The sequence below is a fragment of the Streptomyces sp. ITFR-16 genome (genome assembly GCF_031844705.1).
GTDB lineage: Bacteria > Actinomycetota > Actinomycetes > Streptomycetales > Streptomycetaceae > Streptomyces.
The window spans coordinates 2673817-2693891 of record NZ_CP134609.1 but is presented as its reverse complement, the minus strand read 5'-3'; the positions used below and the strand labels follow the sequence as shown (position 1 = coordinate 2693891).

Annotated in this window: 19 protein-coding genes and 1 tRNA gene; 15 read left to right on the top strand and 5 right to left on the bottom strand. The window is 70.9% G+C overall.

Annotated elements, in window-relative coordinates; all coding sequences use genetic code 11:
• The first annotated feature begins 111 nt into the window (after positions 1-111).
• From RLT58_RS11835 to RLT58_RS11820, 4 genes are all read left to right on the top strand, one after another.
• Entirely contained in the window at positions 112-450 is a 339-nt protein-coding gene (locus tag RLT58_RS11835; RefSeq protein ID WP_311310355.1) for a hypothetical protein, read from the top strand.
• 173 nt (positions 451-623) lie between these two features.
• Entirely contained in the window at positions 624-992 is a 369-nt protein-coding gene (locus RLT58_RS11830) for a WhiB family transcriptional regulator (protein ID WP_311310354.1), read from the top strand.
• A gap of 32 nt (positions 993-1024) precedes the next feature.
• Positions 1025-1348, top strand: a complete 324-nt coding sequence (locus RLT58_RS11825) for a putative WhiB-interacting protein (RefSeq protein WP_311314490.1) — start codon at positions 1025-1027, stop codon at positions 1346-1348.
• Positions 1349-1532: 184 nt separating this feature from the next.
• Positions 1533-1736 carry a hypothetical protein gene (locus RLT58_RS11820; protein ID WP_311310353.1) on the top strand — a complete coding sequence of 68 codons (204 nt, stop codon included), beginning with the start codon at positions 1533-1535 and terminating at the stop codon, positions 1734-1736.
• Positions 1737-1748: 12 nt separating this feature from the next.
• On the opposite strand, the gene RLT58_RS11815 is transcribed toward RLT58_RS11820, so the two are convergent.
• Both RLT58_RS11815 and RLT58_RS11810 read right to left on the bottom strand, forming a co-directional pair.
• Positions 1749-3242 (bottom strand): ABC1 kinase family protein, encoded by a 1494-nt coding sequence (locus RLT58_RS11815; RefSeq protein WP_311310352.1) that lies wholly within the window; start codon positions 3240-3242, stop codon positions 1749-1751.
• A gap of 41 nt (positions 3243-3283) precedes the next feature.
• Positions 3284-4429 carry a ThiF family adenylyltransferase gene (locus RLT58_RS11810; protein WP_311310351.1) on the bottom strand — a complete coding sequence of 382 codons (1146 nt, stop codon included), beginning with the start codon at positions 4427-4429 and terminating at the stop codon, positions 3284-3286.
• Positions 4430-4615: 186 nt separating this feature from the next.
• Between RLT58_RS11810 and RLT58_RS11805 the strand changes: the two genes are divergently transcribed.
• The 4 genes from RLT58_RS11805 to RLT58_RS11790 all read left to right on the top strand — a co-directional run bounded on the left by RLT58_RS11805 (position 4616) and on the right by RLT58_RS11790 (position 8438).
• Entirely contained in the window at positions 4616-5239 is a 624-nt protein-coding gene (locus RLT58_RS11805) for a M48 metallopeptidase family protein (RefSeq protein WP_311310350.1), read from the top strand.
• Positions 5240-5345: 106 nt separating this feature from the next.
• A complete protein-coding gene (locus RLT58_RS11800; protein WP_311310349.1) occupies positions 5346-6971 on the top strand; it encodes a TerD family protein in 1626 nt (541 codons plus the stop codon).
• Between the two features lie 11 nt (positions 6972-6982).
• Positions 6983-7663: an AIM24 family protein gene (locus tag RLT58_RS11795; protein WP_311310348.1), complete on the top strand. Its 681-nt coding sequence runs from the start codon at positions 6983-6985 to the stop codon at positions 7661-7663.
• A gap of 19 nt (positions 7664-7682) precedes the next feature.
• On the top strand, positions 7683-8438 hold the full coding sequence (locus tag RLT58_RS11790; RefSeq protein ID WP_311310347.1) for an AIM24 family protein: 756 nt from the start codon (positions 7683-7685) through the stop codon (positions 8436-8438).
• 70 nt (positions 8439-8508) lie between these two features.
• On the opposite strand, the gene RLT58_RS11785 is transcribed toward RLT58_RS11790, so the two are convergent.
• Together RLT58_RS11785 and RLT58_RS11780 are read right to left on the bottom strand one after the other, a co-directional pair.
• On the bottom strand, positions 8509-9066 hold the full coding sequence (locus RLT58_RS11785; RefSeq protein WP_311310346.1) for an NUDIX hydrolase: 558 nt from the start codon (positions 9064-9066) through the stop codon (positions 8509-8511).
• Complete coding sequence (locus RLT58_RS11780) at positions 9063-10499, bottom strand: zinc-dependent metalloprotease (protein WP_311310345.1); 1437 nt, start codon at positions 10497-10499, stop codon at positions 9063-9065. Before RLT58_RS11780 ends, RLT58_RS11785 begins: the two co-directional genes overlap by 4 nt.
• A 190-nt stretch (positions 10500-10689) precedes the next feature.
• Here RLT58_RS11780 and RLT58_RS11775 point away from each other — a divergent pair, with 190 nt between their 5' ends.
• The 4 genes from RLT58_RS11775 to RLT58_RS11760 all read left to right on the top strand — a co-directional run bounded on the left by RLT58_RS11775 (position 10690) and on the right by RLT58_RS11760 (position 13969).
• Entirely contained in the window at positions 10690-11868 is a 1179-nt protein-coding gene (locus tag RLT58_RS11775) for an SDR family oxidoreductase (protein ID WP_311310344.1), read from the top strand.
• Positions 11869-11956: 88 nt separating this feature from the next.
• Positions 11957-12418, top strand: a complete 462-nt coding sequence (locus RLT58_RS11770; protein ID WP_311310343.1) for a molybdenum cofactor biosynthesis protein MoaE — start codon at positions 11957-11959, stop codon at positions 12416-12418.
• A 128-nt stretch (positions 12419-12546) separates the two neighbouring features.
• Positions 12547-12735 carry a hypothetical protein gene (locus RLT58_RS11765; RefSeq protein WP_311310342.1) on the top strand — a complete coding sequence of 63 codons (189 nt, stop codon included), beginning with the start codon at positions 12547-12549 and terminating at the stop codon, positions 12733-12735.
• Positions 12736-12880: 145 nt separating this feature from the next.
• Entirely contained in the window at positions 12881-13969 is a 1089-nt protein-coding gene (locus RLT58_RS11760) for a YlbL family protein (RefSeq protein ID WP_311310341.1), read from the top strand.
• Positions 13970-13994: 25 nt separating this feature from the next.
• On the opposite strand, the gene RLT58_RS11755 is transcribed toward RLT58_RS11760, so the two are convergent.
• Positions 13995-14561, bottom strand: coding sequence for a PPA1309 family protein (locus RLT58_RS11755; protein WP_311310340.1), 567 nt, complete (start codon positions 14559-14561; stop codon positions 13995-13997).
• 127 nt (positions 14562-14688) lie between these two features.
• On the opposite strand from RLT58_RS11755, the gene RLT58_RS11750 reads away from it, so the two are divergent.
• The 3 genes from RLT58_RS11750 (at position 14689) to RLT58_RS11740 (ending at position 20049) form a co-directional block, all read left to right on the top strand.
• Positions 14689-17622 carry a UPF0182 family membrane protein gene (locus RLT58_RS11750; RefSeq protein WP_311314489.1) on the top strand — a complete coding sequence of 978 codons (2934 nt, stop codon included), beginning with the start codon at positions 14689-14691 and terminating at the stop codon, positions 17620-17622.
• Between the two features lie 52 nt (positions 17623-17674).
• Positions 17675-17748, top strand: a tRNA-Met gene (locus RLT58_RS11745).
• Positions 17749-18039: 291 nt separating this feature from the next.
• A complete protein-coding gene (locus RLT58_RS11740; RefSeq protein ID WP_399131354.1) occupies positions 18040-20049 on the top strand; it encodes a tetratricopeptide repeat protein in 2010 nt (669 codons plus the stop codon).
• The last annotated feature ends 26 nt before the right edge of the window (positions 20050-20075 follow it).

Below are 20075 nucleotides of genomic sequence, written 5' to 3'. Positions count from 1 at the left end.
TTAACCACGGGAACAGCGACTTCTCTGAAGCCCTGACCCTGTGCTGTACTTATCCGAATACGCAGGACCGGCCTGGCCGGTCCCCAGAGACGCCGAGAGGAGGCGATTGAAGTGATCAGCATCATCGAGACCAACAAAATGACCGATCTCTCGGTCGTCTCCGCCTGCTCGCTCGGCCTCTCCCTCTCTGCGAAGTCCTCGCTGCGTGCCACCGGTGTGTCCGGCATTTCTGCCGCCCGCCCGCTGTCCCCGGCAAGCCTTCCCGTGCGGGAGCGCAATGAGCGACCGACCCAGGCACCGGCAGCAGCAGTAGCGAAGGGACAGGCTCAGGCCTATGCCTTTGCGGCCGTCGGTGCGGGAGCGGAAGCCGGCGCCAAGAAGCAGCAGATGACGCACCACCACACGATGTGGGCCTTCCGTGGGCCTGAACCCTGGAGTGATCCAGCCTGATCGAGAATCAGGCCGGCGCCTTCAGGGCCGCGGAACCCCACTCGGGATCCGCGGCCCTTTTGTTTTGTCCGAACGGACGAGACAGCACGAAGGAGCCTCGGGAAAAGCAGGACCTGGTACCAGCCGCCCCCCGGCCAACAGGCCGGAAACGACCAGACGAGGACACCACCACCGTGCAACTCGAAGCGCACGCCCCGTCCGTACCGCCTTCCGAAACGATCCCCCCGCCCGGCCTCACGGAGGACTCCGCCTTGCAGCCCCTCACCGCGCTCACCGCGCTCGACGACGCCATCGAGAACCTCGGCGTGCCCGTTCCCTGCCGTGCCTACGACCCGGAGGTCTTCTTCGCGGAGTCGCCCGCCGACGTCGAGTACGCCAAGTCCCTCTGCCGCACCTGCCCGCTCGTCGAGGCCTGCCTCGCCGGCGCCAAGGAGCGCCGCGAGCCCTGGGGCGTCTGGGGTGGCGAGCTCTTCATCCAGGGCGTCGTCGTGGCCCGCAAGCGGCCGCGTGGCCGTCCGCGCAAGAACCCGGTCGCGGCGTGACCGCCGACCTGGGGGTCACGGCCCCCAAACCCATGAAGCGCATCGGAACCATCGACCGTCCCCTGACCCACGACCCCCGAAACCAGGCACCAATGACCATCCCCACGAGTGAGCCCGTCGGCTCCGCGACACCGGACGTCACCATCATCGGCGCGAACGACTCGCGTCAGAACAGGACCCGCGAAATGCAACTCATCCCAGAAGCCCTGGCTCGTGCGCATATGCACGACCGCCTGCGGGAAGCCGAAGCCGAGCGTCAGGCCGTGCGCCTGGTCGCCGCGCGGCGGATGCAGCGCCGGGCCGAGCGCGCCTCGATGCGCGCCCGCCGTGCGCTGGCCATGGCGGTCATGCACTGAACCGAGCAGGACCGAACACCAGCAGGACGAACACCAGCAGGACCCGCCGAGGGGCAGCCGCTCTCTGCGCCTCGGCGGGGCAACATCCCCAGCAGTACCCCTGCCGCGGGGCCGGTCCGGACGGACCGGCCCCGCGGTCGTGCGTCGTCATGCCGCATCGCACGGCCGGAGTTATCGTCACGAGGTGGACGAGGACAGGCACCGCCCCGAAACGCCGGGCCCCGACCGCGTCGTATGCGCCCTGTGCGGCACCGACGCGGGAAGCGACAGCGCACCGCCGACCTGGATCTGTTCCGTGGAGAACGGCAGTCGCCGCTACTTCTGCGACACCTGCGCGCGCACCCACATCAGGTCCATCGAGGGCCGCCTCGACTCCGCCTGGTGGTGACGGGCGGCCCCGCTACCTGACGTCCGCGGTCGCCGCCGCACCTTCCTCTTCGGCCTCTTCGGCGCCTTCGGTCTCATCGGCTTCCCCGGCTTCGACGGCTTCCTCGAAGCCCTCGTCCTCCTCCGCCGGCACGAACCCCGGGAGCCAGGACTCGAGTTCCTCGCGCAGCCGGACCGTGGCGCCGAGCTGGCACAGCACCCCGATCGTGCTCAGCGTCACCCGGTGTATCAGCAGATACGAGGGCGGCAGGTTGAGCTGCTTGCCCAGCTGATGGGCGGGGGACCGCGGATCCGCTATGCGGGCCGCCTGATTGCGCATCCAGCCCCTGCTGAACGTGAACTCCTCCACCTCCGCCGGTTCGATGATCGGCAGGAGGTAGTCGAGCACCGCGTCCGGATCGAGGTCGATCGAGTCCTTGACGAACCCCTCCTCGCGCAGCAGCTCGTACACCGCCTCCGCCTCGCCCAGCAGGGTCAGCCGCAGCGAGTCCCCGATGGTCTGCGGCAGCCCGCCCGGCAGCCGGTCCACCGTGCCGAAGTCCAGGACACCGAGCCGCCACCGCTCCACCCCGGCGTCCGCGTCACCATCCGCGTCACCGCCCTCGTCGCCGGCCGCGCTCTCGGCCGGGTCCGGGGGCAGCAGGCGGAAGTTGCCCGGGTGCGGGTCCGCGTGCAGCAGGCCCGTGCGGGCCGGGCCCGAGAAGAGGAACCGGGCCAGCAGCTGTCCGGCCCGGTCCCGCTGCGCGGGCGTCCCGTCGGCGATCACATCGGCCAGCGGCACCCCGTCGATCCACTCGGTGACCAGCACCTGGTCGGACTGGTGGACCACCCCGGGCACCACCACATCGGGATCGTCCGCGAACTCCTCGGCGTGCTCCCGCTGGGACCGCGCCTCCTGCTCGTAGTCCAGCTCCTCGGAGACCCGGTCGCGCAGCTCCGTGATGAGCGGCTTGATGTCCATGCCCGGGATCAGCGGGCCCAGCAGCCGGGCGAACCGGCTGAGCTGGGTCAGATCCGACAGCAGCGCCTCCCCGGCGCCCGGATACTGCACCTTCACCGCGACGTCCCGGCCGTCGTGCCACACCGCCCGGTGCACCTGCCCGATCGAGGCGGCGGCGGACGGCTTGTCCTCGAAGCTGAGGAAGAGGTCCCGCCAGTCCTCGCCGATCCGCTCCGCCAGCACCGCGTGCACGGTGCCGCTCGGCAGGGGAGGCGCGGCCTCCTGCAGTTTGGTGAGCGCCGCCCGGTAGGGACCCGCGACCTCCTCGGGCAGGGCGGACTCGAAGACGGAAAGGGCCTGCCCGAGCTTCATCGCCCCGCCCTTCAGCTCGCCCAGGACCTTGAAGAGCTGGTCGGCCGTGCGCTGCTGCACCTCGCGGGCGACCAGCTCCGCGGACTTCCCGCCGATGCGCTTGCCCAGGCCCCAGGTGGCCCGGCCCGCGAACCCCAAAGGCAGCGCGGCCAGCTTGGCGGTTCGGGTGACCGCCTTCCGGGGAAGATCAGACATAAGCCCCTCCAAATCCCAGACTGCCGCGCTGCGTGCGGCGGTTACCCGGCCATTGTGTCGTGCGCCGTTCCGGCGCCGGAGGTGCGCACCCCCTCAGTGTGCCCAGCCGCTCCACAGCGACAGTCGAGGTGGGCCCCGATCCGCTCCGACCGCCAGTCCAACAGCGGCAGCGCGGCCTCCCACCGGGTGCCCGTGCTCATGGGCAGTTCGCCGTCCAGGAAGGCCAGGGCGTGGGCCGCCGCGAGACCCGCCACCGCTGTCGCCAGCCCCAGGTCGCAGGCCTGGACGGCGCTGCGGCGGCCCGACTGCCACTGCGCGAGCATCCGCGGCCACTGCGGGTCCCGCTCGCGCCGGCGCAGATCCAGGCACCCCGCGCAGGCCGTGCCGCCCGGGAGCACCAGGGGCCCGACGAATCCCGTGGCCTCGATCACTCCGGCGTAGAGATGAGGGGTGCCCGAGGAGATCCAGGGCTCGGCCGTGCCCGGATCGGGGAGGTACGCGGACGGGCCGTCGCGCGGGGCCACCACGATCAGGGACAGCCCCGGCTCCCCGCCGCCCTGGCCGGCCGCCGCCGCGGTGGCCCGGGGCGCCGGACCCGGGGCCGAGCGGCGCACCAGCTGGCGGGCCGCCATGTCCCTGCGCTCCCCGACGGCCGAGGCGGGCAGCCCGCCGGGCGCCACGTCACCCGGCTCGGCGCAGCCACCGTCCAGGACCTCGACCCGGCCCACCCCGGACCCGGAGAGCACCGCCGCGACGGCCGCGCCGACCCGCCCGGCTCCCCTCACCTGGACGCGCATCGAGCGACGGGCCGCCAGCCGTCCCATGCCTCCGCCGGGCTCCGGATGGACCACGGAGAGTGACGCCAGGTCGGGCCGGTGGCGCTCCAGGACATCCGCCCGCTTCCGTAACGCGTCGGCCGGGGCGCCGCCCGCGCGGACGTCGTCGATCAGTCCGGCGTCCACCAACCGCATCACGAGCGTGTCGACCTGACGTGCGTTCAGGTCGAGGGTGCGGGCCTCCTCGTACAGCAGCGGCATACCCCGCGTTCCGTCGAGAAGTTCCAGAAAACAGCCCGTCGCGATATCCATCGGGCCGACCTTCACCGCATGTGCGGGCGTCACTCCGAATTGCACGGTGCCGCGGCCGCGCCATGCGCGGCGGAGTGCGGGCTTCAACATCGGATGCACGGCTTCCCCCGGTCTGTGTGGCTGTGCGAGATCCATTGCCAGAATGCAGGGGACGGCCCGGGCGTGCGAAAAGTTATCCACAGGCGTGGGTATTAGTCGTTCAAATGGTGCAAGCCGTGGGGTGGATCATGTCTGAACCGTCCCGGAGGCGGGACTTCCCCCACTGACAGCGGGTAACGTCGTGCCGTGCCCGCCGACCCGTCACCCGGCCTCGCCGGGGAGACTTCCGCGCGCGGTGCCGGAACCCGCCGGCGCAGCGCCGAAGACCACCCGCCCCGCGCCTCGGCGACGAGCGCGGTCGAGGTCCGCAGGAGCACCCGGCGCAGCCGAACGGTCTCCGCGTACCGGGAGGGCGACCGCACGATCGTGCTGATCCCCGCCCGGATGTCCGAGGCCGAGGAGCAGCGCTGGGTGAGCGTGATGCTCGACAAGCTCGCCGCCCAGGAGAACAAGCGCATCCTCGGCGACACCGAGCTCGCCGAACGCGCGGAGCGCCTGTCCGCCCAGTATTTCCAGGGCCGGGCCCGGCCCGTCTCGGTGCGGTGGGTGACCAACCAGAACACCCGCTGGGGCTCCTGCACCCCCGCCGAGGGCAGCATCCGCCTGTCGCACCGGCTGCAGGGCATGCCGGAGTACGTCGTCGACTACGTGCTCGTCCATGAGCTGGCGCATCTCCTGGTCCCCGGGCACGGGCCGAGGTTCTGGCGGCTCCTCGACGCCTACCCCCGCACGGAGCGGGCCCGGGGCTATCTCGAAGGGGTGGTGGCGGCCGACCGGCTGCCGCATCTGCCCGCCGCGCGCGGCGAGTGACCTCCGCGGTTGTGTACCGGGTCTGTACCGGCTTGGTCCGATGCGGGACTTTGCGGTTAGCCTGACCCGACGCATTCACCTTCCGGATGGGGGACGGTCGTTACGCATGGCCAGGGAATTCCAACGCGGCCACAAGGCCAAGATCAGCGATCTCACGCCGGGGACGGACCTGTACGTAGGTGTGCAGATCGCCGGCCCGGGACTGACCTTTGACATCAGCTGCTTCGGCCTCGATGCCAATGAGCAGCTCTCCGACGACCGGTATTTCGTCTTCTTCAATCAGCCGAAATCTCCCGAGGAGTCCATTCAGCTCCTCGGCGCCCAGGCAGGTGACACCGAGTCGTTCCGCGTCACCCTGGACCGAATTCCGGCGAACATCCACAAGCTGTCCTTCACCGCGACGGTGGACGGCGCCGGGCAGATGTCACAGGTGGGGCCCGGGTACATCCGGATCGTGGCGGGCGGCGAGGAAGTCGTCAGGTACGCCTTCACCGGCTCGGAGTTCACCACCGAGCGTGCCGTCATGCTGGGTGACTTCTATCTGAAGGACGTCTGGCGGTTCGCCGCCGTGGGACAGGGCTTCGACGGCGGACTCGACGCGCTGCTGAAGAACTTCGGCGGCGAGGTCGCCGAGGAGGCCCCGGCCGCCCCGCAGCCGCAGGCTGGGGCCCCGTCCTTCGCCCCGCCCGCGCAGGCGGCGCCGGCTCCCCCGTTCGGAGCCCCGGCCGCACCGCAGGCGCCTCAGGCCCCGCAGCCCGCACCGTCCTTCGGTGCCCCGGCCGCCCCCGCCCCGCAGCAGCAGATGCACGCCGCGCCGACGATCGCGGCACCGCTGGCCCCGCCGGGCGGCACCGTACCGCCGCCGCCCGCGCCCGCTCCGTACGGACAGCCGGGACAGCAGCCCCAGCAGCCGCAGTTCGGGCAGGTCCCGGGACAGGCGCCCGCGCCCTACGGACAGCCGGCCCCCAACCCGTTCGGACAGCCGCCGCAGGCTCCGTTCGGGCAGCAGCCTCCCGGTATGCCGCCGGGCGGTGCGCCCCAGGGCGTGCCGCAAGGGGTGCCGCAGGCCGGCGCCGGGCTCCAGGCCGCGCTGCAGGCGTACAAGGAGACCGCCACCGGCCAGCGCTGGACCCCGCAGAACCAGCAGCTCATGCGCGTGGACCTCACCATGGGCGGCACGGGCGTGCTGGCCCGCCAGGGCAGCATGGTGATGTACCAGGGCAAGGTGGACTTCGGCTACAAGGGTGCCGGTTTCGCGGGCCGGATGGTCGGCAACGCCACCGGCCAGGAAATGCAGCTGATGCGCTGTACCGGCCGCGGACAGGTCTTCCTCGCCGAGGACGGCTCCCATCTGCACGCCATCGAACTCCAGGGCGACGGCATCTGCGTCTCGGCCGAGAGCGTCCTCGCCTTCGACGAGTCGCTCCAGTACGAGGTCCGCAGGATCGAGGGCCACGGCATCCCCGGCGGCGCCCTGTTCACCATGCAGTTCCAGGGCACCGGCACCATCGTCGTCAAGACCCACGGTGTCCCCGTCGTCCTGCCGGTCACCCCGACCACCTTCGCCGACTGCAACGCCGTCGTGGCGTGGTCGGCAGCGTCCCAGGTGATCATCTCCAGCCAGGTCCGGCTGCGCCGCAACGCCTACCCCGGACACAGCGGAGAGACCGTGAACCTCCAGTTCCGGGGCGCACCCGGCAACTTCATCGTCGTCCAGCCCTACGAGGTCTGAGGGAGCCCGTCATGAACCAGCAACTCGCGGGCTACGCCCCGACCCCCGTCACGGCCCGGATGGAGAACCACGGCCATTCGATGCTGAAGGTGGCCATGGCCACCGGCCAGGACCTCTTCGCGCGCACCGGCTCGATGGTGGCGTACGAGGGCTTCATCCAGTACGAGCCCAACCCGCCCGCCGTCCGCCAGATCGCCTCGCAGTGGATCACCGGCGAGGGCGCGCCCCTGATGAAGTGCGCCGGTGACGGGCTGCTCTACCTCGCCGACTACGGCGCCGACGTGGTCGTCATCAATCTCAACAACGACTCCCTCTCGGTCAACGGCACCAATGTCCTCGCCTTCGACGGCCACCTCACCTGGGGCGTCGAAAGGGTCAAGGGGCTGGCCAAGTTCGCCGGCCAGGGCCTGTGGAACGTCTGCATCTCCGGCACCGGCTGGGTCGCGATCACCTCGCGCGGCACGCCGATCGTCGTCGACTGCGGACGCGGCGAGGACGAGACGTACGTCGACCCGGACGCCCTGGTCGCGTGGTCCCCGAACCTCAAGGTGAAGGGCAAGCGCAGCTTCAAGGCATCCTCGCTGATCGGGCGGGGCAGCGGCGAGGCGTTCCAGATGGCCTTCTCCGGCCAGGGGATCGTCGTCGTCCAGCCGAGCGAGGACAGTACCGACCGGCTGCGCGTCCGGAACTGACGGGGAGGGAGAACACACCATGCAGAGTTCGCTTTTCAGCTACACGGAACAGCAGTCGCAGGAGCGCTACACGGTCCAGAACCCGCAGCTCCTGAGGGTCTCGCTGACCGGCCACGACGACGTCCTGGCCCGCAAGGGGGCCATGGTCGCCTACCAGGGCCTGATGGAGTTCGACGGCGAGTACCAGTCGCACGGACAGCGCCGCGCCCGCGCGCACACCGGTGAGGGCCTCGACCTCATGCGCTGCTCCGGGCAGGGCACCGTCTATCTCGCCAACCTCGCGCAGTACGTCCACATCGTGGATGTCGACCGCGACGGGCTGACGGTCGACAGCGCCTATGTGCTGGCGCTCGACTCCTCGCTGCACAGCGAGGTCATCGCCGTGGACAGCCAGTACGGCATCTCGGGCACCGGCAAGTACCAGCTCAACATCTCCGGCACCGGCAAGGTCGCCCTGATGACCTCCGGCCAGCCGCTGATGATGCAGGTCACGCCCGACAAGTACGTCAACGCCGACGCCGACGCGATCGTCGCCTGGTCCAGCTCCCTGCGGGTGCAGATGCAGGCCCAGACGCACTCCTCGGGTGTCTTCCGCCGGCGCGGCAACACCGGCGAGGGCTGGGAGCTCAGCTTCCTCGGACAGGGCTTCGCCCTGGTGCAGCCGAGCGAGGTCCTGCCCCCGCAGAGCGCCCAGATCGGCCAGGGCCTGCGCGCCCAGTACGGCATGGGCCAGCAGGGCTCCCACGCGCAGAACCAGAACAACGCCTGGAACTGAGCGGCGCGCACAGCGAAACGGTAAGGGGCGGCCTCTCGGGAGGCCGCCCCTTACCCGCGCCCGGAACTCCCTACCGGCCCTCGCCCAGCGCCGCGCGGGTGCGCTCCAGCAGACGGACCACCGAGGAGTCGGCGACCCCGGCGACCTCGTCGTACGCGAACCAGCGCAGGTCGAGCGACTCGTCACTGATCCGCTCCGCCGCGCCCGACGGCGCGAGCGCCACGTACTGCACATCCAGATGCCAGTGGCACGGGGCCGGGATCGGATGACGGTCCAGGGCCACCGGACCGCCCGCCGGCAGTGTCAGTCCGGTGATCCCGGACTCCTCTGTCGCCTCGCGCAGCGCCGCGGCGGCCAGGGTGCCGTCACCGGGCTCGCAGTGGCCGCCCATCTGCAGCCACATCCGCAGCTTGCGGTGCAGCGTGAGCAGCACCCGGCCGCGCTCCGGGTCGACGACCAGGGCGCTGGCCGTCAGATGCCCGGCCTCGCAGGCCTTCCACATGCCGTCGGGATGCCGCGCCAGATGGTCCAGATAGTCCTGCCGCAGCTCCGTCTGGGCGGCATCCAGCCCGTCCTCGCCGCTCCCGTAGCCCTTCAGTACGAGAACGGCGTCGTCGTGCAGGCTCACTTGTCCGTGTCGTCCTTGCCGTCGTCGTCCTCGGCCGCCGGGCCGTCGGAGCCGGCCGGGGGCTTCTGCGGGCCGTTCGCCGCCTCGCCGAGCATCTTGTCCAGCTCGGAGAAGTCCGGCTGCTCGTGGTGGACGAAACCGTCCGGGTCGTCCAGGTCGTGAGCGGTCGGCAGCATGTCCGGGTGCTCCCAGAGCGCGTCGCGTCCGTCGAGCCCGCGCGCGTCCGTGAGCGAGGCCCACAGGCGCGAGGCGTCCCGCAGCCGCCGGGGACGCAGCTGGAGGCCGATGAGCGTGGCGAACGTCTGCTCGGCGGGCCCGCCCGACGCGCGGCGCCGGCGCATCGTCTCGCGCAGCGCGTCAGAGGAGGTCAGCCGGGACTTCGCGGCCTCGTGGACCACGGCGTCCACCCAGCCCTCGACCAGCGCGAGGGCCGTCTCCAGACGGGCCAGGGCGGCCTTCTGCTCCGGGGTGTCCTCCGGCTGGAACATGCCCTGCTGGAGCGCGTCCTGCAACTGCTCCGGCTGCGAGGGGTCGAACTGGCCGACCACGTCCTCCAGCTTGCTGGTGTCCACCTTGATGCCGCGCGCATAGCCCTCGACCGCACCGAACAGATGCGAGCGCAGCCACGGCACATGGGCGAAGAGCCGCTGGTGGGCGGCCTCGCGCAGGGCCAGATACAGCCGCACCTCGTCCTGCGGGACGCTCAGGTCCTTGCCGAACCGCTCCACGTTCAGCGGAAGCAGCGCGGCCTTGCCGGCCGGGCCCAGCGGCAGTCCGATGTCGGTCGAGCCGACCACCTCGCCCGCCAGCACGCCGACGGCCTGCCCGATCTGCTGGCCGAACATCGCACCGCCCATCGACCGCATCATGCCGATCAGCGGGCCCGCCATGGCCTGCATCTCCTCGGGCAGCACATCGCCCATGGCCAGCCCGACACGCTCGGCCACCGGGTCGACCAGCTTCTGCCAGGCCGGCAGGGAGGCCTCCACCCACTCCGCACGGCTCCACGCCACGGTGGAGACCGAACCGGAGGGCAGCGACGTCACGCCGTCCAGCCAGAGGTCGGCCAGGCGCAGCGCCTCGTCGACCGCGGCACGCTCGGAGGGGCCGACGCTGGCGTCCTTGGTGCCGTCCGGCGTGCCCTGCGAGACCGTCTGGCGGGCGATCTGCTTCGCCATGTCCCAGTTCACGGGACCGCCCTCGTAGCTCAGCATCTGGCCGAGCTGCTGGAAAGCGGCGCCCAGATCGTTGGGGTTCATCGAGCCGAACATGGCGGCGAAGGGGTTGTCACCGCCCGCGCCGGGGCCGAAGCCGAACGGGTTCGCCGGACCGCCCGAACCCTGCCCACCTCCGGTGGGGTCGTTCTTCTTGCCCTTGTCGCCGTCGTCCGGCTCCTCCGGCGGAAGGCCGAATCCGAATGGGGTGTCACTCACGGGTTTCCTCGGCTCGTAGGGCCGCCGGCTCGAACCGACGGCGACTGCCCGACATCACCATCCAGCGTAGACACCAAGTCCGCTCAGGGCCTCAGTGCTCCGCCTGCTCCCGGCCTGCGGCAGGATGGACGCCACCTGGTACGTACGCGTCATGCGGGTACGTACTGAAGACAACCGCTGGAGACGCCCGGTGAGTTCCCCAGATCCTCAGGTTCGCGCAGCGCGAAACCTGGCCGACCCTTCGCCCGCGAACACGCCCGAGAACACGTCCGGGGCCGAGCCCGAGAGCCGGCCCGTCCGCAGCCGCTCCAGAAGCCGCGGCCCCGTCGTGGCCGTCACCGGCGCCGCGACGGGTGTCGGCGAGCTGCTCACCGCACGCCTCGCGGCCTCCGAGGAGATCAAGCAGGTCATCGCCGTCGACGAACGCCGGGGCGAGGTCTCCGACGCGACCTGGCACATCCTCGACGTCCGCGACCCCGCCATCGCGGAGAAGCTGCGCGGCGCCGATGTCGTCGTGCACCTGGCTCTCGATCTCGACCTGGAGACCGATCCCGCTGCCCGCACCGCCTACAACGTGCGCGGCACCCAGACCGTGCTGACCGCCGCCGCGGCCGTCGGCGTCCACCGGGTCGTGCTGTGCACCTCCGCGATGGTCTACGGGGCCCTGCCCGACAACGACATCCCGCTCGCCGAGGACGCCGAGCTGCGGGCCACCGCCGAGGCCACCGGCGTCGGCGACCTGCTGGAGATCGAACGGCTCGGCCGCCGCGCCCCGCGCGCCCACCCCGGTCTCCAGGTCACCGTCGTCCGCCCCACCGTCCTCGTCGGCGGCACGGACACCGCGCTGACCCGGTACTTCGAGTCGCCCCGGCTCCTCGTGGTGGCCGGATCCCGCCCCACCTGGCAGTTCTGCCACGTGGACGACCTGGTCACAGCGCTGGAGTACGCCGCCCTGGAGAAGATCGACGGGGAGTTCGCGGTCGGCTGCGACGGCTGGCTCGAACAGGAGGAGGTCGAGGAGCTCAGCGGTGTCCGCCGGATGGAGCTGCCCTCCGCCGTCGCCCTGGGCGCCGCCGCCCGGCTGCACCGGATCGGCCTGACCCCCTCCCCGGCGGGCGACCTCGCGTACACGATGCACCCCTGGGTGGTCAGCGTCAGCCGGCTGCACGACGTGGGGTGGCGGCCGAGCTGGACCAACGAGGAGGTGCTCGCCGCGCTCCTGGAGGAGGTCGAGGGACGCCACACCGTCGCCGGCCGCCGGCTCGGCCGCAAGGACGCCACCGCCGCGGGAGCCGCCGGTGCGACCGTGGCCCTGCTCGGCACCGCCGCCCTGGTGCGCCGCGCCCGCAAGGCCCGCCGCCGCATCTAGGGGCTGTAGAAGACTCCAACGCCCAGGGCGGCCCGCCGGGTGAATCGGCAATTCCGGGATGCCGGGGCGTTACGGCACGATGGAGGGCATGGCACCCACGTACGACCACCCCGGCGAGCAGGCGGCACAGGACCCGATCCGGCTGCTGGAGATCCGTGACACCCCCCTGTCGGTGGACGAGGTCTTCCGCGCGGTCGGCGACGACGCGGCGGGCGGCATCGCGCTCTTCGTCGGCACCGTGCGCAACCACGACGGCGGCCAGGACGTCGGGGCGCTCGGCTATTCGTGCCACCCCTCGGCCCAGGACGAGATGCGCCGGGTGGCCGAGAAGGTCGTCGCCGATTTCCCGGTCCGGGCGCTGGCCGCGGTCCACCGGGTGGGTGAACTGGAGGTGGGCGATCTCGCCGTGGTCGTGGCGGTCTCCTGCCCGCACCGGGCCGAGGCCTTCGAGGCCTGCCGCAAGCTCATCGACGACCTCAAGCACGAGGTCCCGATCTGGAAGCACCAGCGCTTCTCGGACGGTACGGAGGAGTGGGTCGGGGCCTGCTGAGGGCAAACCCGATCGGCGGCCATCCGCCCCGATTTGCGTAACCGCCCCCCTGCCATGAGCGTTGGTTCTCCAGATGGTTAATCTGCTGATCGGTCAGTTGCGACCGCTCATGGGGTAGGGAGGTCGGCATGGCAGCACTCGCCTGGTTGTTGATTCCGCTTATTGCTGCGTTCGGCGCGGCGATATGGGGAAGCTGGGCCGCACGCAACCGCACGACCGGTGACGTCACCGAGCTCGCCGGTTACGCCCGGTTCCGCGAAGCGATGGAGAGGTCGCACTCCGCTTCGGAACCGGTCGAGCAGATATCGAACGTCTGACGCCACGCCGTTCGTACGCGATCGCCAATCCGCGCCGTGACCCCGCAGCAGCGGACGCTCCGGCGCCCATGCCGCCCCCGGCCGGGGCCCCCGTACGGACCGGCCCCGGCGGTGCACTGACAGACCCTTCCCGTACTGTCGTTCCATGCCACGCCGCACCGCGACGATGCTCGCCTCCACCCTGATCCTGATCGCGCTGCTCTGCGCAGGCGTGCTGATCAACGTGCCGTACTCGGAGATGTCCCCGGGGCCGACGGTGAACACCCTCGGCAAGGTCGACGGCGAGCCCGTCCTGCAGATCACCGGGCACAAGACGTACAAGACGTCCGGCAACCTCAACATGACGACGGTCAGGGTCACCGGCGCCGACTACAAGATGAACCTCGTCGAAGCCGTCTACGGATGGCTGGGTCACGACGCCGTGGTCGTTCCGCACGACACGCTCTACCCGAACGGCAAGACCGAGGAACAGTCGACGCAGGAGAACGCCGAGGAGTTCAGCCAGTCCCAGGAGAGCGCCAAGGTCGCGGCCCTCACCGAGCTGGGCATCGCCGTGCCGTCCCGGGTCGTCGTCTCCACGGTGCTCAAGGACAGCCCCTCGCAGGGCAAGCTGCACGCGGGCGACGTCATCAAGGCGGTCGACGGCACCGCGGTCAAGCAGCCCGAGGACGTCTCGAAGCTGGTCACGCGGCACAAGCCCGGCCAGGACGTCACCTTCACCGTCATCCCGGCCAAGACCGCGGCGGCGGCCGAGAAGGCCCACAAGGAGCCCCAGGGCAACGAGAAGGTCACCGTCACGACCAAGAAGGCCGCCAAGGAGAACCGCGCGATCGTCGGGATCCAGGCCGGGACGGACCACACCTTCCCGTTCGACATCGAAATCAAGCTCGCCGACGTGGGCGGCCCGAGCGCCGGGCTGATGTTCTCCCTCGGCATCATCGACAAGCTGACGCCGGACAAGCTGACGGGCGGCAAGTTCATCGCCGGCACCGGCACGATCGACGACAAGGGCAAGGTCGGCCCGATCGGCGGCATCAACATGAAGCTGGTCGGCGCACGCAACGCGGGCGCGCGCTACTTCCTGACCCCCGACGAGAACTGCAAGGCGGCCGCATCCGACACCCCCGACGGGCTCACCCTGGTCCGGGTCAAGGGCATCGGGGACGCCAAGAAGTCGCTGGAGAAGATCCGCGCGGGGGACACGGCCGGCCTGCCGAGCTGCTCGGCAGGCTGACCGCACCCCCGGCGGAGCGGGCGGGTCAGGACTCGAAGGTCGCGGCCAGGGCCTCGGCCAGGCCGGGCACCAGCCCCGCACCCGTCAGCACCTCGTTCGGCGAGTCCTTCTCGCGCAGCCGTACGGCCGACTCGCGCGCCCCGTCCCGCAGGACGGCCACGGTCATCCGCACCTCCTGCCGGTCGGGGTGCCCGGCGACCCACTTGGTCAGCTGGGCGTCGTCGAGACCCTCCGGGACGGAGGCCTCGGCGGACGGCGGCAGCATCAGCCGCTCCACCGTCATCGCGCACCCGACGACGGCGTCGGGCCAGGCGATCGTGGCGAGGAACTCGTCCAGTGCGGTACCTGCGGGAAGCTCCTCCTGCTCGATGGGGGTGAGTGCGGCGGCCGAGCCGTCGCCGTCGAGGCCGAGCTGGGAGGCCAGGCCCGGCTCCTGGACCCGCAGGCGTGCGGTGTCGACCAGAGCGAAGAGGCGGGCGGGCTGGTCCCAGCCGAGGCCGGAGATGTACTCGTCGATCTCGAGCACGGCGACGGTGAGGGGACTGGCGGCCATCGGGGGGCCTGAGGGGGAAACGTTGGGCATGGACAACATCCTGCCTCCTTCCGCCCCGGGAACGGGAACTAGGTAAAGCCTCAGTAAGTTGCATAGATGGGCTCTACGATCGCTGGGCCCGCTCCACACGACCGCGAACTTCGAGGTGCGCACGTTGGCTTTCCAGATGCCGGACCGCGGCGGAGGCCCGACCGGGCCACGGATCAGAGTCGGCCGCCCGTCCCGGCGCGCCCGAACCCTGCTCATGACACTCGGCGTCCTGGCGATTCTCGCCATGGCGTTCGTCATGTTCGCCGGGTTCTGGACCGACTGGCTCTGGTACAGGTCCGTCGCGTATTCATCCGTCTTCACCACCACCCTGTGGACCAAGATCGGACTGTTCCTCGTCTTCGGACTGCTGATGGCGCTCGCCATCGGTGTGAACATCTGGCTCGCGCACCGGCTCCGGCCGCCGCTGAGCGCGATGTCGCTGGAGCAGCAGAGCCTGGACCGCTACCGGATGAGCCTCGCCCCGTACAAGAAGTGGGTGCTGCTCGCGATCACCGCGCTCGTCGGTCTGATCGCCGGAGCGTCTGCCTCCGGCCAGTGGCGTACCTGGCTCATGTACGTGAACGGCGTCTCGTTCGGGCAGAAGGACCCCCAGTTCCATCTGGACGTCTCCTTCTACGCGTTCGACCTGCCCTGGTACCGCTTCCTGCTGGGCTTCGGCTTCGCGGCCACGGTGCTCTCGCTGATCGCCGCGGCGCTGACCCACTACCTGTACGGCGGGCTGCGCATCACCAGCCCCGGCGCGCGGGCCACGGGGGCGGCCACCGGCCATCTCTCGGTGCTGCTCGGGATCTTCGTCGCGCTCAAGGCCGTGGCGTACTGGCTCGACCGCTACGGGCTCGCGGTGAAGTCGAGTGACTTCAAGGCCACGGACAACTGGACGGGCCTGCGGTACGTCGACGCCAACGCCTACCTCCCGGCGAAGACCATCCTGTTCTGCATCGCCGCGATCTGTGCCGTGCTGTTCTTCGCGACGCTCTGGCGCCGCACCTGGCAGCTGCCCGTGATCGGTTTCGGGCTGATGGTGCTCTCGGCGATCCTGATCGGCGGGCTCTACCCGGCGATCGTGCAGAAGTTCCAGGTCCAGCCGAACGAGCAGGCCAAGGAAGCGCCGTTCATCCGGAAGAACATCCAGGCCACGCGCGACGCCTACGACATCGACGACGCGAAGGTCACCGACTACGCCGGCAAGTCCACCACGGACGACGACGCGAAGCTCCGCGCCAGCGCGGACACCGCGGCCAGCTACCGGGTGATGGACCCCAACGTCGTCTCGCCGGCGTTCCAGCAGCTCCAGCAGAAGAGGAACTACTACCAGTTCCCCAAGACGCTGGACGTGGACCGCTACAAGGACCCGTCGGGCAAGGAGCAGGACACGGTCATCGGTCTGCGCGAGCTCAACCTCCAGGGCATCCCCAAGCGCAACTGGATCAACGACCACTTCACCTACACCCACGGCTACGGTGCGATCGCCGCCCGGGGCACCACGACCGGCAAGAACCCGAAGGGATCTCCCGACTTCACCGAGTCCGGACTGCCGACCACCGGCGATCTGGGGTCGTACCAGCAGGAGGTCTACTACGGCGAGAAGACCGAGCAGTACTCCATCGTCGGCGGGCCCCAGAAGGAGCTCGACTACGAGGAGGACGGCGAGAAGACCACCAGCTACAAGGGCAAGAGCGGCGTCAGCCTCTCCAGCGCGTTCAACCGCGCCGCGTACGCGGTGGCCTTCAGCGAGCCGCAGATCCTGTACTCGGGAGCCATCGGCGACGGTTCGCGGATTCTGTACAACCGCACCCCCAAGGAGCGCGTCGAAGCCGTCGCGCCCTGGCTGACGATCGACGGCGACGCCTATCCGGCCGTGGTCGACAAGCGCATCCAGTGGGTCGTGGACGCGTACACCACGACCAACGGCTATCCGTACGCCTCGCGTACGACGCTCGGTGACACCACGGCCGACTCGCTGACCACCAACCAGCGCGCGGTCGTCGCCCAGCAGAACCAGGTCAACTACATCCGCAACTCGGTGAAGGCCACCGTCGACGCCTACGACGGCACGGTCAAGCTGTACGAGTGGGACACCGAGGACCCGGTCCTCAAGACCTGGCGCAAGGCGTTCCCGGGGACCGTGAAGCCCAAGGCGGACATCCCGCAGGACCTCATGGACCACCTGCGCTACCCGCAGGACCTGTTCAAGGTGCAGCGCGAACTGCTCACCCGCTACCACGTCACCAGCCCCGCGCAGTTCTACAGCGGCAGTGACGCGTGGCAGGTCCCGGACGACCCGACCAACAAGGAGTCCGGTTCCGTACCGCCGTACTACCTGAGCATAAAGATGCCGGACCAGACGGCTCAGAAGTTCTCGCTGACCACGACGTTCACCCCCAAGGGGCGGCCCGACCTCGGGGCGTTCATGGCGGTCGACGCCGACGCGGCCAGCAAGGACTACGGGACGATAAGACTCCTGAGAGTCACCACCACGGTGAAGGGGCCGGGCCAGGTACAGAGTGAGCTCAACGGCAACGACGACGTCGCCGAGTTCGTGAGAAACCTCAAGGGCACCGACTCCGACATCGAGTACGGCAATCTGCTGACGGTGCCGCTCGAAGGGGGCTTCCTCTACATCGAGCCGGTCTACACGCGCGGTGGCACCCAGAACTACCCGCTGCTGCGCAAGGTGGCCGCCTCGTACGGCTCGAAGATCGTCTTCGAGAACAGCCTCGGTGAGGCGCTCAACGCCGTCTTCGGCGCCGAGGGCTCCGATACGGGCGAGCCGCCGGCCGACACCACCCGGCCACCCGGGGACACCACGCCGCCGCCGGCCACCGGTGACGACGCCCTCAAGAAGGCCATCGCCGACGCGCAGAAGGCCTACACGGAGGGCGAGGCGGCCCTGAAGAAGCAGGACTGGGCCGCGTACGGCAAGGCGCAGACGGATCTGCAGGACGCGCTCGAGCGGGCGGCCGCCGCCCAGCCCAAGTCGGGCAGCACGAGCAAGACCGACAAACCGAACAAGCCGGCCAGTTCGGCGAGTGCCGACAGTGGCGGCTGAGTAACCCGGTAAAGCTTCACCTTCGCGTCGTGGTACGGTTTGAACACAACGACGCGGGGTGGAGCAGCTCGGTAGCTCGCTGGGCTCATAACCCAGAGGTCGCAGGTTCAAATCCTGTCCCCGCTACTGAAAGACGAAGGCCCGGATCCTCCAGAGGATCCGGGCCTTCGTTGCGTCGTGGTGACTTTTCTGTGCAGTGGGCGTGAAGTGCGGTTCGCGGGGCACGAGTTGGGCTCAGGCGTGTTTGACTTGTCTCTCTGTGGGCATGTCGACAAAACGCTGAAGTGACCTCACTGACCGCGCTATACCAGGTGTACGCGGGTTGCGGGTGGTGCGACGATGGTATTTATGGGGGACAGGGCAACTCTGTTGGAGACAGGGCGGTTTGTACGGGGTCACGTCCATCCGGCGGAAAAGATGGCGGATGTGTCGTTTGCCGACGCCGCCGCGCAGTACAAAGACAGCGAAGACAGCAGCGAAGACACCGAAGACAACATTGGGACCGCCGAGACTGCGGAGTGTGCCGCGACCGTAGAGAGTGCAGAGACGGCAGAGACCGCCGACGGTGTGGAGAACACCGAGGGTGCGGAGACTGCGGCGAGCGCGGACAACGCCGAGAGCGAGGCGCGCCACCGCCGCGCCGCCGACGCCGGTGACACCGAGTCGATGAGCGTCCTCGGCGCGCTGCTGCTGCGCCGCGGCGACCTGGCCGGCGCCGAGCCCTACCTCCGCGCCGCCACCGCCGACGGCGACCGCGCCGCGGCCAACAACCTGGGCGTCCTCCTGCACCAGCGCGGCTACCCCGACGAGGCGGCCGACTGGTGGCGGACCGCCGCCGTCGCGGGCTCCGCCGCGGCCGCGCACGCCCTGGGACGCCACTACCGCGAGCGCGGCGACGAGCCCGGCGCCGAGTACTGGCTGCGCCAGTCCGCCGAGCAGGGCCACGCGCTGGGGGCGTACGCCCTCGCCGACCTGCTGGAACACCGCAGCGACGTCGGCGCCGAGCGCTGGCTGCGCGCCGCGGCCGAGCAGGGCCACCGCGAAGCGGCGTACCGCCTGGCACGCATGCTGGAGCGCAAGGCCGCCGACGACGCGCACGACGCCTTCGGCGGGCCCGGCCCCGGCCCGAGGACCGGCACCGGACACGTCACGCAGACCGGCTCCCACCGCACCGGCGCCCGCAAGGGCGACAGCCCCGTCGCGGGCCCCGAGGCGGGCCGCGTCGGCGAGGCCGAGCAGTGGTACCGCCAGGCCGCCGCGCGCGGCCACCGGCGCGCCGCCCTGCACCTGGGCGCCATCCTCGAACAGCGCGGCGAGCTCAAGGAGGCCGGCCGCTGGTACCTCATCTCCGCCAAGGCGGGCGAGGCACGGGCCGCCTGCGCGCTCGGCTTCCTGCTGCGCGACGCGGGCGACCGGGAGAGCGCCGCCGTGTGGTGGCTGCGCGCCGCCCAGGACGGCGACGGCAACGCCGCGAACGCGCTGGGCGCGCTGCACGCGGCCCGGGGCGAGCAGCAGACCGCCGAGCGCTGGTACCGCGCCGCGATGGACGCGGGCGACGTGAACGGGGCGTACAACCTCGGCCTGCTCTGCGCGGCCCAGGACCGCACGCCGCAGGCCGAGCAGTGGTACCGCCGCGCCGCCTACGCGGGCCACCGGGAGGCCGCCAACGCGCTGGCCGTGCTCCTGCTCCAGGCGGGCGACGCGACCGGCGCGGAGCCCTGGTTCTCCAAGGCGGCCGAGGCGGGCAGCGTGGACGCCGCCTTCAACCTCGGCATCCTGTACGCCGGGCGCGACGAGGACCGTACGGCCCTGCTCTGGTACGAGCGTGCCGCGGCGGCCGGGCACACCGAGGCGGCGCTCCAGGTCGGCATGGCGCTGCTGCACCACGGCGAGGAGCGCGAGGCCGAGCGCCATCTGCGCTGCGCGGCGGGCGGCGGCAGCGCCGAGGCGGCCTTCCGGCTGGCCGGGGTGCTCGACTCGCGGCAGCCGCCGCCCGGACCGCCCGCGCTGGGCGAGCCGATGCCGGAGAAGTCCGAGTGCGAGGAGTGGTACGAGCGCGCCGCCGAACAGGGCCACCGCCGCGCCCAGGTCCGCGTCGGCATGCTCGCCGCGTCCCGGGGCGACGTGGAGAGCGCCGGCCGCTGGTACCGCGAGGCGGCCGAGGCGGGCAGCCGCAACGGTGCCTTCAACCTCGGCCTGCTGCTCGCCCGCGAGGGCAGCGAGCGGGAGGCGGCGCTGTGGTGGAGCCGTGCCGCCAACGACGGACACGGCCGGGCGGCGCTGCGCCTGGCCCTGCTGGCCGCGCGCCGAGGCGAGCTCACGGAGGGCCAGCGGTGGTGCGCCCGGGCGGTCGAGCTGGGCCCCGCGGAGGTCGCGGAGCGGGCCGCGCGGCTGCGCGAGGCGCTGCACCAGGAGCTGACCGCGTAGCCCCGCGGCTGCCCCCCGGCCCTGCC